General features: G+C 68.8%; 13 protein-coding genes and 3 pseudogenes. 7 read left to right on the forward strand and 9 right to left on the reverse strand.

The window, feature by feature from the left end; genetic code table 11:
• Window positions 1-247: 247 nt before the first annotated feature.
• From QEG98_RS32400 to QEG98_RS32410, 3 genes are all read right to left on the reverse strand, one after another.
• Window positions 248-1,618, reverse strand: coding sequence for a hypothetical protein (locus QEG98_RS32400; RefSeq protein ID WP_316564028.1), 1,371 nt, complete (start codon window positions 1,616-1,618; stop codon window positions 248-250).
• Between the two features lie 428 nt (window positions 1,619-2,046).
• Window positions 2,047-2,619 carry a hypothetical protein gene (locus QEG98_RS32405; RefSeq protein WP_316564029.1) on the reverse strand — a complete coding sequence of 191 codons (573 nt, stop codon included), beginning with the start codon at window positions 2,617-2,619 and terminating at the stop codon, window positions 2,047-2,049.
• Window positions 2,620-2,744: 125 nt separating this feature from the next.
• On the reverse strand, window positions 2,745-4,238 hold the full coding sequence (locus QEG98_RS32410) for a carboxypeptidase M32 (RefSeq protein ID WP_316564030.1): 1,494 nt from the start codon (window positions 4,236-4,238) through the stop codon (window positions 2,745-2,747).
• 70 nt (window positions 4,239-4,308) lie between these two features.
• On the opposite strand from QEG98_RS32410, the gene QEG98_RS32415 reads away from it, so the two are divergent.
• Entirely contained in the window at window positions 4,309-4,851 is a 543-nt protein-coding gene (locus QEG98_RS32415) for a hypothetical protein (protein WP_026114254.1), read from the forward strand.
• 10 nt (window positions 4,852-4,861) lie between these two features.
• Here QEG98_RS32415 and QEG98_RS32420 read toward each other — a convergent pair whose 3' ends face one another.
• The 4 genes and pseudogenes from QEG98_RS32420 to QEG98_RS32435 all read right to left on the reverse strand — a co-directional run bounded on the left by QEG98_RS32420 (window position 4,862) and on the right by QEG98_RS32435 (window position 8,336).
• Window positions 4,862-5,086, reverse strand: a complete 225-nt coding sequence (locus QEG98_RS32420; protein ID WP_316568000.1) for a sensor histidine kinase — start codon at window positions 5,084-5,086, stop codon at window positions 4,862-4,864.
• Between the two features lie 313 nt (window positions 5,087-5,399).
• Window positions 5,400-5,915, reverse strand: a pseudogene (locus QEG98_RS32425) (histidine kinase dimerization/phospho-acceptor domain-containing protein); the annotation flags it as partial.
• Between the two features lie 274 nt (window positions 5,916-6,189).
• A complete protein-coding gene (locus tag QEG98_RS32430; RefSeq protein ID WP_316564031.1) occupies window positions 6,190-6,450 on the reverse strand; it encodes a hypothetical protein in 261 nt (86 codons plus the stop codon).
• Between the two features lie 260 nt (window positions 6,451-6,710).
• On the reverse strand, window positions 6,711-8,336 hold the full coding sequence (locus tag QEG98_RS32435) for a peptide chain release factor 3 (RefSeq protein WP_316564032.1): 1,626 nt from the start codon (window positions 8,334-8,336) through the stop codon (window positions 6,711-6,713).
• A gap of 115 nt (window positions 8,337-8,451) precedes the next feature.
• Here QEG98_RS32435 and QEG98_RS32440 point away from each other — a divergent pair, with 115 nt between their 5' ends.
• From QEG98_RS32440 to QEG98_RS32465, 6 genes and pseudogenes are all read left to right on the forward strand, one after another.
• A complete protein-coding gene (locus QEG98_RS32440; RefSeq protein WP_090492221.1) occupies window positions 8,452-8,847 on the forward strand; it encodes a RidA family protein in 396 nt (131 codons plus the stop codon).
• Between the two features lie 72 nt (window positions 8,848-8,919).
• A complete protein-coding gene (locus QEG98_RS32445; RefSeq protein WP_316564033.1) occupies window positions 8,920-9,882 on the forward strand; it encodes a hypothetical protein in 963 nt (320 codons plus the stop codon).
• A 43-nt stretch (window positions 9,883-9,925) separates the two neighbouring features.
• Window positions 9,926-10,615 (forward strand): response regulator transcription factor, encoded by a 690-nt coding sequence (locus tag QEG98_RS32450; protein ID WP_244172031.1) that lies wholly within the window; start codon window positions 9,926-9,928, stop codon window positions 10,613-10,615.
• 563 nt (window positions 10,616-11,178) lie between these two features.
• Window positions 11,179-11,421, forward strand: a pseudogene (locus QEG98_RS32455) (histidine kinase dimerization/phospho-acceptor domain-containing protein); the annotation flags it as partial.
• Window positions 11,422-11,768: 347 nt separating this feature from the next.
• Entirely contained in the window at window positions 11,769-12,002 is a 234-nt protein-coding gene (locus QEG98_RS32460; RefSeq protein ID WP_316564034.1) for an ATP-binding protein, read from the forward strand.
• A 120-nt stretch (window positions 12,003-12,122) separates the two neighbouring features.
• Window positions 12,123-13,058, forward strand: a complete 936-nt coding sequence (locus QEG98_RS32465; protein ID WP_316564035.1) for a helix-hairpin-helix domain-containing protein — start codon at window positions 12,123-12,125, stop codon at window positions 13,056-13,058.
• On the opposite strand, the gene QEG98_RS32470 is transcribed toward QEG98_RS32465, so the two are convergent.
• Both QEG98_RS32470 and QEG98_RS42355 read right to left on the reverse strand, forming a co-directional pair.
• Entirely contained in the window at window positions 13,037-14,152 is a 1,116-nt protein-coding gene (locus QEG98_RS32470) for an acetyltransferase (protein WP_316564036.1), read from the reverse strand. The genes QEG98_RS32465 and QEG98_RS32470 overlap by 22 nt on opposite strands.
• A 340-nt stretch (window positions 14,153-14,492) precedes the next feature.
• Window positions 14,493-14,759, reverse strand: a pseudogene (locus tag QEG98_RS42355) (kelch-like protein); the annotation flags it as partial.
• Between the last annotated feature and the right edge of the window lie 4 nt (window positions 14,760-14,763).

Here is a 14,763-nt window from a genome sequence, read left to right on the forward strand (position 1 = left end):
GGCGCTCGCGAGCCGGTCCTGCTCTTCGTCCGTCGCGGCCAGGGGCGCCGGCGCCTCGTACCCTCGCGCTTGGAGTGTGCTGTCGAGCTCCCCGACGGTGTCTCGCGCTCTAACATGGCGGGCGACGACGCCACCAATGCCGCCCGGAATCGGTGCGCGGCCAGCGTCATGAACGACGGGGCGCGGGCGGAGCGTCGCTCCTCCCGCGCCCCGGTATCACGAACCAGCGCTCAAGATGACACCGGAACTACAGGTCCAGCAGACGCGCCTGGAACCCATTGCTCCCCGTCGAGGTGAGCAGCACCAGTTGGCCGTTGTGCACGAAGACCCGCTGGGCCGCGCCCGGGTAGTACGCCGCCGAGAGGATGTCGAACCGGTGGTTGAGCACCCGCAGCTGCGTCCTGTCTCCCACGGTGTCGATGAGATAGAGCCGCTCACCGTGGAAGGCGATGTCCACGAACGACAGGCCGATGCTGGTGCGGTACGTCAGGTCCGCCGCGTTGAAGAGAAGGCCACTCCCCGTCACGACCGCGGAGCCATCCGGCCACAGCCGCAGCGGCGCCCTCAGGTTGTAGGCACCATGGTAGGGCGAGTCGATTTCAGCGCCCAGCGTGCCCGCCTCCATGTCCACCTGCACTCGGTTCAGGTCCTGTGGCGAAACGCCGCTGTCGGCGAAGTAGATGGTGTTGTTCGCCTCCGAGAACAGCAGGCTCACCGCGCTGCTCCTCCAGTCCGCCGCCGCGACCCGAGCGCCCGTGGCCCGCTGATAGAGCGCATGCGTCCCCCAGGCCCCGGAGCCATCGATGGTAAACAGGTAGCGGTCCGCCACCACCATGCGCGACACCGACGCAGGCGCCGCGGCGAAGAAGCGAGCCGTGCCATCCTCCATCGAAGTGAAGGCGTCGATACGCCCTCCCGTGTAAGCCAGGTATGCGATCTGACCGTCCGAAGCGACCGCCATCGAGGTCGCATCACCCGTCCCGACATAGGCGGACAGGAAGCTCCGGGTCGTCAGGTCGAGTCGACGGATGCGATCCGCGTTGCCGTCCAGGAAGTGGATGACGCCATCGCTCGTCAGCGTCGCGTCCTGGTAGGAGAAGGCGAACTCGGCCCCGCCCAGCACGACGCCCGCATCCGGGTCCACGCCGCCATCACTGCCACCATCCTGCGTGGGCTCCCCCGTCTCCAGGCGACCCGAGATGTCGATACCACCCGTGGTGGCGCCCGGGCAGTTGACCGGGTTGCGCTGCAGCACGAGGCTCGCCGAAACCACCTCGCCGGCCACGACGTCGACCACTGCGCTGCCCGCGTACACCTCCAGCATGGACGCGTTATACGCAATCACACGCACTGCCCGGCCGGTTCCCGCAGGCACCTCGGACACCTGCCCCCGGATGGCCGTGCCGTCCACTTGAAGCGGCACAGGCCCGATGACAGACATGCCCAGGCCCGAAACAACGGCATCGGCGGACACGACGCCGCAGACATCCCCCGCCAGGGAGATTTCCATGCGGACGGACTCGGTTTCACCTGCGTGCTCGGACGGCCCCTCGCTGTTGCACGCCGCCACCAGCGCGCAGGCCGCCCACATCAGCCCAACTCGACTCAGAAATCTCATGAATGTTCCCCCTCCGCGCGGGCCCCATACGACAAGTACGGTTCCCGTGCAATGCATTGCAAATGTGGATTCGGAACTTCCGAGCCCACGGTCACGCAATGACGGCAGCCCCTGCAAAGCCTGACACGCCCACTGAATTCGCGGCGCCCACCGATGCGCTGGGACGCAAGTTAGCGTGCGACGCATTAGCGATGGGTCACGACGACCTCATGCACTCCTTGATGCAAGGCCCCTGCGGACGTTGTCCGTGCATGTCTATGAATGCGATTCGCGTCACGCGCCCTGGCACACGTCTGTCTGCGGCAGGAGCCCCCTGAGCCATCACTCCTCCCGCCGCGACAGTCGCTTCGAACGGCGGCGGGCACTGAAACGGCGACGCCACGGCCCGCTCCGGCAAGAGCGGGCTCGCATGGCGTGCCCATGCCGGACTACTCCCACTGCTTCGCGATGTCCGCCTGAGTCGGCTGCACAGGTGGCGGAACGTAATAGCGCGCCGGGTGGTAATCCCTGTCCGACCAGGTCACCCTCTTCCCGAACTCGCCCACCGCGCCGCGAACCTGGCCTACCGGATACTGTCGCTCACTCCCGTCCGTGAAGGCCTCGGCGACACGTCCATCCTTGAAGACGGCCCGGAAGATGAGCGTCTCCTCGTGGCACCGAAGGCCCGTGTAGATGGGCTCGTAACGGGCACCGTCGGCACGGAGCAGGTGATACTCCAGCTTGTTGTACTTCTGGCCCGGCTCGAAGCGCCCCTTGCTGCACCGGGCCACCACCTCCGAGACTTCCTTCAAGAACGCCCGCGAATTGGCCGCCGCTTCCGGAATCAGCCCAGGGGAATGCGTGGGATTCATCCTCGCGATGGCCGCGTCGATGCTCTCATTGAGCAGCTTCGCCAGCGTCGGACTCGAGATGTTCCCTGGCTCCGCGGGTGGCGACAGATACGGGGTCAAGAAGAAGTAGGCGCCCACCCCGATGGCACCCGCGCCCCAGCCCAACAGCATGGTTTTTCCAGGTTTGATTTGCGTCCCCCTTTGCAGTGTTGCTCCTCAGCTATCACAGAACGGACAGCCCAGGCACGAGGCGGCATCAATGCCACCTCCTGACGGACACACGCTCTCTCAACCTCTCAAAGCGAGACACCGTAGAGCGCGCCGTACTTCTCCTTCAGGTACGCCAGGAAGTCCGTGTCGGTGAGCCCCTGCCCCGTCACCTGCTTCACGCGCTCCTCCGCGGAGTGGCGGAAGCCATGCTGATGCACATGCGTGCGCAGCCAGTCACGCAGGGGCAGCAGCTCCCCCCGGCCCAGGTGCTCCTCCAGCTCCGGCAGGTCGCGCTTCGCGGCGCGGTAGAGCGACGCCGCATACAGGTTGCCCAACGAATACGTGGGGAAGTAGCCCAGCTCGCCCCAGGCCCAGTGGATGTCCTGGAGCACGCCCTGCGTGTCGTCCGGCGGCGTGACGCCCAGGTACTTCTCCATGCGTGCATTCCACGCAGCGGGCAGGTCCTCCACTGGCAGCTCGTCGCGCACCAGCAGCAGCTCCAGTTCGTAGCGCAGCGCGATGTGCAGGTTGTACGTCACCTCGTCCGACTCGATGCGGATGAGCGACGGCCCCACCGCATTCACCGCGGCGTGGAAGGTCTCCACGTCGGTGCCGGACAGCGCCTCCGGGAAGGCGGCGCGCAGCACGGGGAAGTAATGCCGCCAGAACGGCAGGCCGCGGCCCACCATGTTCTCCCACAGGCGTGACTGCGACTCGTGCAGCCCCATGGAAGGCGCGGCGGCCAGTGGAGTGCGGTAGAGCTCGGGAGCGAAGCCCTGCTCATACAGGCCGTGGCCGGCTTCGTGGATGGTGCTGAAGATGGACGGGAACGGCGTGGCCGTGTCCACGTGCGTGGTGAGCCGCACGTCCAACGGGTGCGTGCCTCCGGTGAAGGGATGGATGCTCAGGTCCTGCCGGCCCGCCTCCAAGTCGAAGCCGATGTCCTTCAACAGCCGCAGGGTGAAGGCCCACTGCGCGTCCTTGTCGTAGTGACGGCCCATCAGGAAGGGCGCCACCGGCCGGCTCACCGCGGTGAGCTTGCCCACCATGGGGATGAGGTGCTCGCGCAGCGCTGACAGCACCGGCGTCAGGCGCGCCACGCGCATGCCCGGCTCATGACCTTCCAGCAGCGCGTCATAACGCTCCCCGTCATGCCCATACGCGTCCGCCTGCTCCCGGCGCAGCGACAGCAGGCGCTGGAGCGCGGGCTGGAAGACGGTGAAGCGCCTTGCCTGCCGGGCTTCCCGCCAGGCGTGGATGGCTTCGCTGATGGCTCCCGCGAGCGCCCGCACCAGGGGCGCGGGGACGCGGACCTCCCGCTCCCGCTCGCGCGTCAGCACCGTCACCATGGCCCGGGCGTCGTCGGACAGGTCCGCCTGCGAGGCGGCCTGGGCCAGGGCCTCGCCCAGCCGGGGGTCCACCAGGCGCTCGTGGTGCAGCCCCTGCAGGGTGGAGAGCTGATGGGAGCGCGCGGGGCCCGCCTTGGAGGGCAGGTACGTCTCCATGTCCCACGTGGCCAGGCCGATGAGGCCCTGAAGGTCGCGAAGCTCCTGCATCCGGGTCAGCAGCCAGGTATCCATGCCCGGATTCATAGCCCGCTTCGCGCCGCACTATCGCGAAAGACGCACTCGGGAGTATGAGGGCTGCGCGATGGCCAACGTCATTCAGTTCTTCATGTCCCCCGACGACGAACTCGCCTTCTTCCGCTTCCTGGAGCGCTTCGTCCTGGAGGTGTACCCCCGGCGCGTCCCACAGGATTGGGAGACCTTCCGCGCGAACACGGAGAACCTGGAGCGGCTGCCCCCGGAGGACCTCTACATGGTGGCCTCCGAGCTGGGCGCGGCCATCGTCGACAAGGTGAAGCGGGGCCCGGACAAGGGCTACTGGCGCATCGACGAGGTGCGCTCGCCCGTCATCTTCATGGAGCGCTGCCGCACCAACGAAGAGGGCGAGCTGCTCAGCGGCAAGATGTGGGCGGAGCTGGACATCACCGCGCAGACGGGCCGGAAGAACGCGGCGCCCGACAAGTTCCGGAGCCTGTTCCTCGAGGTCGAGGAGTACATCAAGAAGACGTACCGCAAGGGCGATCCCAAGGGCTTCTTCGTGGGCCCCAAGACGGCGCGGCTCTGCAAGGAAGGGCTCGTGCTGCGTGACTCCGCCTTCCGCGGCGGCACGGTGTTGCCCTACAAGTAGCCGCGGCGCTTCAGGGCAGGGCCACGGGCAGGGTGAAGGAGAAGGTGCTCCCCTGCCCTTCGTGGCTCTCCACGTGGAGCGTCCCGCCGTGCGCGGCCACCAGACTCCAGGCGATGCTCAGCCCCAGCCCCGTGCCGCGTCCCGGTGAATGGCTGGCCCGCCAGAAGCGCTCGAAGAGGTGCGGTGCGTCCTCGGCGGGGATGCCGGGCCCGGAGTCCTTCACGAAGACGCACACCTTCGCCCCTCCACCAGGCGGGCCCGCACCTCAATGGCGCCGCCGGGGGCGTGAACTTGATGGCGTTGCTCACCAGGTTGGCCAGCACCTGGAGGATGCGCTCGCGGTCGGCGAGCACCGGCGGCAGCTCTGGCGCCAGCGCCACCGTCAGGACCTGACTCTTCTCCAGCGCGAGCGGCCGGAGCACCTCCAGCGCCTGCGCCAGCAAGGCGTCCACAGGAAGGGGCTGGAGCGTCAGTGGAATGGGCATGCCGCGCAGGCGCGCCCGGTCCAGCAGATTGCCGATGAGGCTGCTCATCTGCTGCTCGGCGAGGACGATGTTCTCCAGGTAGCGGCGCCGACGGTGTTCCTTCTCCGGCGCCGTGCCCGCATTCAGAATCATCTCCGCGTTCATCCGCACCGCGAGCAGCGGCGTCTTGATGTCATGGGAGACGACGGTGAGCAGCTCGTCGCGCCAGCGCACGGCCTCCTGGGCCTGAAAGAACAGCGCCTCCGCGCGCTCACGCAGGCGAACTTCGCGGCGCAGGGCATGCTCCTTCGGCAGGGCCACGGCCAGAAGGTTCGCCACCGCGTCCAGCAGCGCCAGCCCGTCCTCCCCCAGCCCCACCGCCTCCACGTGGAGCACGCCCAGGACGCCTTCCTTCGCCACCAGCGGCAGGGTGACCCTCCCGGGAACCTGGGCCGGTTCCGCCTTGAACACGCCCTCGATGGCGTCACGCCCTTGCAGGCTCACGCGCTCCAGGCCCACGAGGTACGCGTACGCGGAGGCGGCATGCGCCACGGCCTGGAACGGAGGGGACTCCATGCGCACGGACGAATGCCACGCCATCAGACAGGGCCGCTCCGGAACGGGCACTCCGGACGCATCCACCCCCTCCAGCAGGAGCGCGACGCGGACCGGCAGCCATCGGGAAAGGCGGTCCACCAGCGCGGGAAAGCTGGCGGCGACACCGTCGGACGCGCAGAGCAGCTGGCCTACCTCATGGAGCTGCGCCAGATGGCGGTGGGCCTGTCCCCGCTTTCGCCAGGCGCGACGGGGCCGCCGGCGGGAGGCTGGGACGTCCGGGGGGCGGTGTCATCCCCCGCTGGGCTCCGTGGCGCCTTCATCGGGGGGACCTCGTCCCTTCCACGGCCAGCAGCTCCTCCCGGAGCGCGGCGGAGAGGACCTCGCCCGTCAGCGCCCCGAGGACACGCAGCCACTCCTCGACCAGGACCACCAGCGACTCCTCCAGCCGTTCCGGGTCGAATTCAGCCACGACCGGATGCAGCCCCTCGAAGCGAAGACCTTCCGATGTGACGGCGAGCGCCGACAAGTGAGGATGGGCCTGGACGACCCGCCGGAGCACCCGCTCCAGGATGACCACCAGGGTGACCTCCCCCAGGGCCGAACGGCCACGGCGCCACAGCGCCTGGAAGCCACGCTCGAACAGGTCCAGGAGCGCGGGAGAGGACGGGCGCGGCAGCTGGCGTTGGCGCTAGGCACGCACGACCTCGTGAGGTGGGGGGTGCCGCTCTGACATGCAGTGGGCCGGCTGCGGTGCGACGCGGAAAGCCCCCTTCGCTTAATGAAGCCCCTGGCGAAAGTCCATTCGCCCAGGGGCTGGTACGACCCGGCCGGCGGGCCTCAGCCGCCCGAAGCCAGGGGGGTGGCCTGCCGCAACTGCGGGGCCTCCGAGACGAACTTCAGCTCCGGGTGCTTGTCCTCGGCGTGCTGGAGCGCCCAGTCATCCCGGAAGAGCACCAGGGGCAGTCCGTCCCGGTCCTGCACCGTCTGACGGTTGCCTTCCCAGTCGAACGCCTTCGGGTCGAAGTTGGCGCCCACCACCCAGCGCGCATGGCTGAAGGGCAGCCGGTCGAGCGCGATCTTCGCGCCGTACTCGTGCTCCAGGCGGTACTGGAGGACCTCGAACTGGAGCGCGCCCACCACGCCGACGATGGGGTCCTTCATGCCCATCTGCAGCTGCTGGAAGATCTGCACCGTGCCCTCCTCGGAGAGCTGCTCCAGGCCCTTCTCCATCTGCTTGCGGCGGAGCGGATCCCGGCTGCGGACGACGGCGAAGAACTCCGGGCTGAAGCGCGGCACGCCCTCGAACTCCACGCCGGTGCCCTCCGCCAGCGTGTCGCCGATGCGGTACAGCCCCGGGTCGAACAGGCCGATGACGTCCCCAGGCCACGCGTCCTCGATGGAGGTGCGCTCGGCGGCCATGAACTGGCTCGGCTTGGCCAGACGGACGTCCTTGCCCAGGCGCGAGTGGAAGGCGCTCATGCCCTTCACGTACCGGCCGCTCACCACGCGCATGAACGCGATGCGGTCGCGGTGCGCGGGGTCCATGTTCGCCTGAATCTTGAAGACGAAGCCGGCGAACTTCGGGTGGGTGGGCTCGCGCGGCCCCTGCGTCGTCAGGCGCGACGTGGGCGCGGGGGCCAGGTCCAGGAAGGCATCCAGGAACGGGCGCACGCCGAAGTTGGTCATCGCGCTGCCGAAGAACATGGGCGTCAGCTGCCCCGCATCGCTCTTCTCGCGGGTGAACTCGTCGCCGCCGATGTCCAGCAGCTCGATCTCCTCGTGCAGCTTCGCCAGCTCCGTCTCGGTGAGGACCGTCTTGATTTCGTCCGAGTCGATGGAGACCGAGCGCTCGCTCACCTCGGACTCGCCGTGGGAACCCTCGGTGGAGAAGACGTGGACGACGCGGGCCTGCCGGTCATAGACGCCGCGGAAGTCCGGGCCCATGCCGATGGGCCAGTTCATCGGATAGGAGCGGATGCCGAGCACCTGCTCCAACTCGTTCATCAAGTCCAACGGCTCGCGACCGTAGCGGTCCAGCTTGTTGACGAAGGTGAAGATGGGGATGCCCCGCATGCGGCAGACCTTGAAGAGCTTCTTGGTCTGCGGCTCCACGCCCTTGGCGGCGTCGATGAGCATCACCGCCGCGTCCGCCGCGGCCAGGGTGCGGTAGGTGTCCTCGGAGAAGTCCTGGTGACCCGGCGTGTCCAGCAGGTTCACCGAGTGGTCGCGGTAGCTGAACTGGAGGACGGACGAGGTGACGGAGATGCCGCGCTCCTTCTCCAGCTCCATCCAGTCGGACGTGGCATGCCGCCGCGCCCGCTTGGCCTTCACGCTTCCGGCCAGATGGATGGCGCCGCCGTAGAGCAGCAGCTTCTCGGTGAGGGTCGTCTTGCCCGCGTCGGGGTGGGAGATGATCGCGAAGGTGCGCCGCCGGGCGACCTCCCTATGGAGCTCGTTCGTCATGACCCGGGGCCAACTATCACGGGCGGTGTTTCCTTGCAGCTTGCAAGCGGCGCTTGCCGACCGGCCAGGGCCCCATGCAAGGCTGCCGACCCACACCTACCCTCGGAGCCCCCCCATGAAGCGCACCCAGCATTCCACTGGAACCCCGTGGGAGCCCCAGGTGGGCTACTCGCGCGCCGTGCGTGTGGGCCCCTTCGTCTCCGTGTCCGGGACGACGGCCACCGATGCCCAGGGGAACATCGTGGGCGTGGGGGACGCCTACCTGCAGGCCCGGCAGACGCTCCAGAACATCCAATCCGCCCTGGAGGCCCTGGGCGCCCGGCTGGAGGACGTGGTGCGCACGCGCATGTACGTCGTGGACATCCAGCAGTGGGAAGCGGTCGGCCGGGCGCATGGAGAGTTCTTCGCCCACATCCGCCCCGCCACGTCGATGGTGGAGGTCAGCCGCCTCATCTCCCCCGAAATCCTGGTGGAGATTGAAGCGGACGCCGTCGTCGCGGACGGCGTCTGAAGGCGCGCTCCACAGTCCCTCAACACTTCTCCCGCAAGGTGGGTCCCTCAACGCAGCCGAGGGGGTCCCCACGTGTCGAGCATCAGCAAGTCGTTCAAGAAAGCGGTGAAGAAGGTCAAGAAGACGGCAAAGAAGGCGGGCAACACGGTGGTGGACACCGCCAACAAGGCGGCCGATACCGTCACCGATACGGCGGGCACCGTGACGAACCAGGTGAGCCGCGAGGCCGAGCAGCTCGCCCGAGAGGTGGACACCCTCACCCGCGACACCGCGAAGCTGGCGGAGCAGGCGTATGCGGAGTCCCTGGCCGCTGGGGAAGCCGCGTGGAACGAGATGGTGGAGCTGTCCACCCGCTTCCTCACGGACGCGCTGAGCGACGTCGCCGAGGCGCTGGCCGAGGACGTCTACCGCAAGCACCTGGCCCTCCTCGAGAGCATGGCCGAGACGGGCTACGCGCTGCTGACGAATCCCACCCGCCGCAAGGAGGTGGACTTCCTCGTGCGCCAGTCCTCCCAGAAGAAGAAGGACGAGGACACGAACAAGACCGTCAGCTCGCTGTCTCAGGACGAGTCGGTCCAGCGCACCGGCAACGAGGCCCGGAGCAAGGGGCTCGGGACCCTCTCCATCGGCAGCGGCGGCAGCGCGACCTTCGGCCTGGGCCCCGAGGGGAACGTCGGCATCGCCTTCGACCACCCGGGGCAGACGCAAGTCCGGGGCTTCTTCGGCTTCGGGGGCGTCGCGGGCGCCACCAAGGGTATTTCGATGAACTTCCAGTTTGGCGCGTGGGCCGACATGCCCTCGAAGCTCGCCGGCCCCGTGCTCACGGTCAGCCTCGGCGCCGGCGTCGGCAAGTTTTGCGGTAGCGCCCAGGTCGTCTTCAAGATGCCCATCACCGAGAAGGAATGGACGGCCTTCGCCACGAGTGGCAGGCTCGACCTCGCGGGCCTCGTCATGTGCCTCGGCGCGGAAGTCAGCACCTTCGCCAAAGACGGTGTGAGCGCCACTGTCGGCGGCGGCTACACCTGGGTGTACTGAGCGACAGCGCTGACACGACGAGACCCACCTGGGGACCGTGTCCATGAACCCATCGGCGCGCATCCTGGTCGTTGAGGACGATGCCCCCATCGCCGCGGGCATCGTTCGTGGATTGAAGCTCGCGGGCTTCCAGGTGGTGCTCGCCACGGATGGCGTGCTCGCGCTCGAGATGGCCGAGCGCGAGCACCCCGACCTGGTGGTGCTGGACCTCAACCTGCCCGGGCATGACGGCTTCGAGTTGCTGGAAGCCTGGCGCTTCCGGCTCCGTGTCCCCGTCATCGTCCTCACCGCGAGACAGGAACTGGAGGCCCGGCTGCGCTCCTTCGGCCTGGGGGCGGTGGACTACCTCCCCAAGCCCTTCTGGATGGAGGAACTGGTCGCCCGCATCCGCGCACGGCTGCTTCTCCAGGAGGAGCGCCCACGACGCGTGCTGCACTGGGACGACGTGAGCCTGGACCTCGACGCCCGCGAGGCGAGCCGCGAAGGCACCGGCGCCCTGCCCTTCACGCGCCACGAGTTCGACGTGCTCGCCTATCTCGCGGAGCGTCCGGGACGGGCCCTGACACGCGCCCAGATTGCCCAGCACGCGCTGCCGCCCAGCGAAGAGCGCGATGACCGGACCGTGGACTCTCACATCGCGCGCATCCGCAAGAAGCTGGGGCCGGCGGGCGCGCGCATCCAGACGTCCTGGGGGATTGGCTACCGGTTCGTCCCCGACGAGGAGCCGCGGTGAGGCTGCGCAACCGCCTGGCCCAACGCATCCTCGTGGCCTCGGCGCTCCTGGGCCTGTTGGGCACGCTGGGCGCGTCCTTCCTCGCGATTGTCCTGGGCGTGGATGCCGCGCTGTCGCATGGCGTACGGATGTCCGCCGCCCTGGCGCTCGCGCCCCAGACTTCGGAGTGCCGGACGACACCGGGATGGCACTTCCGGAGCCCGGACGGAGTGGAGGTGCAGGCGTATGACCTTGCCCAGGTGGGGGCCGGCTCGCCCGGCGCACGTCCGGACCCCAGGCTTCTCGCACGGCTCGCCCAAGGTGAGCGTGAGCCCACCCTCTTCTACCTCCCGCTCTTCCGTCCGGACTCCACGTGGGCGGGGGCCTCACTGATGAAGCTCGCGGACTCCGGCCCCTGCAGCCTCCTGGAGTTCCGCTGGCCGCTCATGGACGAGCGCGCCACGGTGGGCGGGTGGGTCCTCGTGGCCGCCGTCCTCTTCACGATGCTCGCGGCGACGCTGTCCACCTTCGTCGTCGTCCACCCCCTCCTCCAGCGCCTGCGCCGTCTGCATCGGGCGGCGGGGATGCTCGGGGCCAGTCGGTATCACTCCGCGGCGGATGGCCAGGACGATGAGCTGGGCGAGCTGTCACGGGTGCTCGACACCACCCATGCCCGTGTCCAGGAGGACGCCACCCGCATCGAGGCCCAGAAACACGCGCTGGAGCGACACCTGGCGGACGTCGCGCACGACCTGAAGACGCCCATTGCCTCGCTTCAATTGTCGCTGGAGCTGGCCTCGACGACGCCCACCGAGCCCACCGCGGCGCTCCTCCGCCAGGGCATCGAGGACACCGTCTACCTCACCTCCCTGGTGGACAACCTCCATCTCGCCTGCCAGCTCGGAGAGGGCATCGACCCGACGGCGGGCGACCCGCGCGTGGAGCTGGGGCAGACGGTGGAGCGCGTGGTGCGCAGGCTCCAGCAGCTCGCGCGGTTGCTGGGACTGACCGTGGAGTGCTCCCGGCCCGACGAGGCGCTCTGGGTGCGCTGCAATCCCACGATGCTGGAGCAGGCCCTGGGCAACCTGCTCCACAACGCCGTCACACACGGCGAGGCGGGGGCCACGTCGTGGCGGTCCTGGAGGATGCGGAACCCGGGCGCTTCCGGCTCACCGTGCTCGACGACGGGCCCGGCCTCTCTGCCGAGGAGCTCGAGCGCCTGGGCGAGCGCGGGTTTCGCGCGCAGGCCACGCGGCGCCGGGCGACCCGGGGCAGCGGGCTTGGCCTGTCCATCGTCCGCGAGTTGTGCCACCGCGTCGGCTTCTCACTCACCTTCGCGCCCAACCCGCCGCGCGGCCTGAAGGTCGTCATTGAAGGACCTCGCGCCTCCACGAGCGAGCCGGCCTGAGCGCCGCTGTCGTGAGCGCGGGCTGCAAGCCGGCCGCCTTGCCGGCCGCCCGCCGAGCCCGGTGCCACGGCGCGACAGGGGTGGCCACCGTCTTCGACGCGCCCCACCTTGAAGGCAGCCATGGGCGTTGCCTGGAAGGACAACATCGACGTCGCGGATGCGCTGGAGCGCGTCGCGGACCTGCTGGAGGAGCAGGACGCGATGCCCTTCCGGGTCGGCGCCTACCGGAAGGCCGCGGACACCATCGCGAAGTGGCCTCAACCCGTGGCGGAGCTGCTGGCCGAGGAAGGTGAAGCAGGGCTGCGCAAGCTCCCCGGCGTGGGAAAGAGCATCGCCGCGGCGATGGCGGAGCTGATTCGCACCGGACAGCTCTCCCTGCTCCAGCGGCTGGAGTCAGAGCACTCTCCGGAGCAACTCCTGGCCAGCGTGCCGGGCATCGGCGCCGAGCTGGCCCGCCGCATCCATGACGAGCTGGGCGTGCGGACGCTGGAGGAGCTGGAGCAGGCCGCACACGACGGACGGCTGGAGCGCGTGGAGGGCTTCGGCCCCCGGCGCAGCGAACAGGTGCGCGAGCTGCTGGGCGCACGGCTGGGCAGGAGCGGCGCAGCGCCGCACGCCGGAGCGAAGGGCGGGATGAAGGCCCCCGGCCGGACGTGGGCGTGCTGCTCCAGGTGGACGAGGAGTACCGGCGGCGCGCGGGCGCAGGCGAGCTGCGCCGGATTGCACCGCGCCGGTTCAATCCCTCTGGCGAAGCATGGCTGCCCGTACTCCGCAAGAAGCTGGAGGGATGGAACTTCCGCGCGCTCTTCTCCAACACCGCGCTGGCCCACCAGCAGAATGCCACCCATGACTGGGTGGTGCTCTACTTCGACCAGGAAGGCGACGAGGGCCAATGCACCATCGTCACCGCGCATGGCGGTCCGCTCGACGGCCGACGTGTGGTGCGCGGACGGGAGGTGGAGTGCCTCGCGTACTACGGCGTGGAGTCCGAGGAAGTCGAAGCCCCGCAGCCCGGTGCCTGACGCGCCGGCACGTCAATCATGCAGTGAGATGTAGTGGATGAGGGCGGCGTAGAACTCCGGCTCATCGAAGGCGTCCGGCCCGACCCCCACCACATCCACATGGTCCTGAGGCACCACGCTGGACATGGACGTGCTCTGCGGACGCGATGGCCCGTTCAAATCATTGAGCGCGGGAATGGACGCGTCGTCCGTCACCGAGTCGAAGCCGAAGAAGGCGTCGTGGTAGCGCAGCCGGCGCCCCATCTGCTGAGAGTTGATGCCCACCATGCCATCGTCGTCCGCTTCGTTGCGCACGCCGTCGCCGCAGCCGGCCGCGCCGTCGTTGTCCCCATCCCCCGCGCAGTAGCCGTTGCCGTCGATGTCGAAGAGGAACTCCTTCAACAGGTACAGCGCCGGATTCACATTCCCCCCAAACTGAGCGGTGATGAGTGACACGTAGCGCTCCGCGTAGTTGCTGCTCACCGGATACTTCTCGTTGAAGGCCTTCATGCCCGTGACGACACCGTCCGAGGATGAATAGTCATTGAAGACGAGCTGCTTCGCCGCCGCATAGGCATCATTGCCCGGCGCATAGACGGAGTCGCCGTAGTAGCGCGCCAGCGCCGCGATGACGCTGGTGACACCCGTTTTCTGGTCGAGGATGTACTTCGCCACCGGCGAGCCCCGGTGCGGCGAAGACACACTGGCCAGCACCGCCACCGACGTGGCGCCCCTTCGCTCCCGCAGCACGCGCGCCGCCTTCCGCGCGTCGATGCCCCCTTGAGAGTGCCCGATGATGCTCACCTTCGAGGCACCCGTCGTCGCCATGAAGCCCTCGATGTCGTCCGCCAGGTCCAACCCGCGGACCTCCGAGGACTGAAACGCCGCCACCTGTGCAACGAAGGCGCGCTGTCCCGGGTCGAGGTCGCTGTTGCAGCTCGTGTCGAAGCGCGACTCACAGGCCTCGCCCACGAAGGTGCCGAAGTCGTTCCCCCAGTAGTCGTAGCCGAGCAGGTCATCGAACCCGCCCATGCCGTGCGCGAACACCACGGGGTATTGCGTCTTCGCCGCGCCGGCCCAGGACGCGGGAGCGCCTCCCAGCACTCCGGCGAACAACCCCGTCATGACCACCCTTTGAATCCGATTCATGCGTCCCCCTCGAATGCACCGCGGGGAGATTGGAGCAGTGGAGACGCGGGTCGAGTCACCCGAAAGCGAGCCGCCATCACCCAGGCGACACCCCAAGCCCCGAGCTGTCTTGCGGGCCGCATCCGAAAGCCCGCCCCGGTGACACAAGCCCCCGGGGCGGGACGTGGAATCAGGGTGCGGGCGAATACAACCCGGCGGAGGACAGCGAGCCGCTGGGGCCCAGGCCTCCCGACACCAGCACGCGGCCAGAGCCCACCAGCGTCACCACGCCCGCGCTGGTGAGCGCCGTGGGCAGCGTTCCGGCGCTGTGCCATTGGCCGCTGGCCGGGTCATACACCTCGGCCGAGGCCAACAAGCCCACGGTGCCCCCTCCGTCACCACCCAACACCAGCACGCGGCCGGAGGGCAGCAGCGCGGACATCGGTCCGTAGCGGGAGTGCTGCATGGACGTGAGCGAGGTCCAGGTGCCCGTCGCCGGGTCGTAGAGCTCAGCCGTGGCGAGCGCCCCCGCGCGCCCCAGCCTCCGGCCACCAGCACCTTGCCCGACGGCAGCGCCACCGCCGTGTGGCCATAACGCGGCCCGGACAGGGAGCCGGTGAGCGTCCACTGCC

This window comes from Myxococcus sp. MxC21-1 (assembly GCF_032612255.1).
Classification (GTDB): domain Bacteria; phylum Myxococcota; class Myxococcia; order Myxococcales; family Myxococcaceae; genus Myxococcus; species Myxococcus virescens.

Bases quoted from the DNA above. Each gene is read 5' to 3' on its own strand.
- QEG98_RS32400 (WP_316564028.1), bottom strand. From the start codon at position 1,618: ATGAGATTTCTGAGTCGAGTTGGGCTGATGTGGGCGGCCTGCGCGCTG.
- QEG98_RS32405 (WP_316564029.1), bottom strand. From the start codon at position 2,619: ATGCTGTTGGGCTGGGGCGCGGGTGCCATCGGGGTGGGCGCCTACTTC.
- QEG98_RS32410 (WP_316564030.1), bottom strand. From the start codon at position 4,238: ATGGATACCTGGCTGCTGACCCGGATGCAGGAGCTTCGCGACCTTCAG.
- QEG98_RS32415 (WP_026114254.1), top strand. From the start codon at position 4,309: ATGGCCAACGTCATTCAGTTCTTCATGTCCCCCGACGACGAACTCGCC.
- QEG98_RS32435 (WP_316564032.1), bottom strand. From the start codon at position 8,336: ATGACGAACGAGCTCCATAGGGAGGTCGCCCGGCGGCGCACCTTCGCG.
- QEG98_RS32440 (WP_090492221.1), top strand. From the start codon at position 8,452: ATGAAGCGCACCCAGCATTCCACTGGAACCCCGTGGGAGCCCCAGGTG.
- QEG98_RS32450 (WP_244172031.1), top strand. From the start codon at position 9,926: ATGAACCCATCGGCGCGCATCCTGGTCGTTGAGGACGATGCCCCCATC.
- QEG98_RS32465 (WP_316564035.1), top strand. From the start codon at position 12,123: ATGGGCGTTGCCTGGAAGGACAACATCGACGTCGCGGATGCGCTGGAG.
- QEG98_RS32470 (WP_316564036.1), bottom strand. From the start codon at position 14,152: ATGAATCGGATTCAAAGGGTGGTCATGACGGGGTTGTTCGCCGGAGTG.